The organism is Streptomyces muensis, from assembly GCF_021474425.1.
Classification (GTDB): Bacteria; Actinomycetota; Actinomycetes; order Streptomycetales; family Streptomycetaceae; genus Streptomyces; species Streptomyces muensis.
This window is the reverse complement of record NZ_JAKEIP010000587.1, coordinates 1-1,174: the sequence shown is the minus strand read 5'-3', so window position 1 is coordinate 1,174 and position 1,174 is coordinate 1. Positions and strand designations below refer to the sequence as shown.

1 protein-coding gene is annotated in these 1,174 nt (G+C 75.0%); it reads right to left on the bottom strand.

All coding sequences use genetic code 11. The annotated features are described in order from the left end of the window. A partial coding sequence (locus tag L0P92_RS44550; RefSeq protein WP_234768826.1) for a cell division protein PerM occupies window positions 1-972 on the bottom strand: 972 nt, incomplete at its 3' end. Window positions 973-1,174 lie beyond the last annotated feature (202 nt).

Genomic DNA, 1,174 nt, shown 5'->3' with positions numbered 1-1,174 from the left:
GCCCACCCCGGTCCCCGGCACCGCCTCCAGCAACGGAAGCGGCGGCAGCAGCGGCGCGGGCGAGGAGGACAGCGGGCCCACGACATGCCCCGCGCCGAGCACGAACCCGGGGCCGAGGGCGTACGAGGCCGCCCACACCGCCGCGTTCGGCACGAGCGCCGCGCACAGCAGCAGTACCGCGAACCGTCCCGACCAGCCCGCCGTCAGATCCAGGAACGACTCCCGCGCCGCCCCGCCGTGCCACACCAGGGAGCCCGCCACCAGCACCGCCCCGCCGCCGACGAGCGCCGCCGCACCGGCCCCGGCCGCCCGGGCCGCCGCACCGAGCCGGGCGGGCGCCTCCGCGACCGGCACCAGCCGCCGTACCTGCGTCGGCATCGCGCCCAGCACGCCGTCGGCCGCCTCGGGCCGTCGCTCGCACGCCGTCCACACCCCCACGCCCGCCGCCGCCATCGTGACCAGGGGCACACACAGCACGGTCCAGAACCACGCCGGCCGCAGCTCGCCCCCGGTGGCGTACACCGAGGCCGCCGCCCCGACGCCGAGGTAGCCGAGCACGACGCCCGTCCACGCCGTACGCCCCGACACCACCGGCGCCCCGTCGCCGCCGTCCGCCGCCGCGTCGCGGGCCGCCCGGTGCACCAGCCACACCGGCAGCATCAGCAGCAGCAACGGGGTGACGCCGACCGGGGCTGGGACGCCGGAGAGGGTGTCGGCGCGGACCAGTTCGGCGCCGTGCGCGAGAAGCCACAGCACGGCGGCGACCTGGAGCGCGCCGCCCGGTCCGCTGTCGGGGTAGGGCGAGCTGATCCACAGCGCGATCACCAGGACGGCGAGCACGCCGAGGCCCAGGCCGGCCGCGACGGCGCCGTTCAGCAGGCTGGCGCCGAGGCCGGGCATTCGGTAGCGGATGCGAGTGAGCAGGGACGACAGGGGCGTTCGGCGGGCGGTCATCTCGATCACGAGCGCCATGGTCCCAACGACACGCGCTTTCCCGTCGTAACAGGCGAACCTCCGATGTGTCGCTCAATATATGTTTATGTACCTTTTCAACCGAAGGGGCGTACGGTGACGGAATTGACGCAGGATCAGGGCTCGGGAAGCTGCAGGGGAGCCTGAGGTGACGGCGCGTCAGCGGTCCGAGGACCAACACCTGCCCCCGACCCCGGAACCC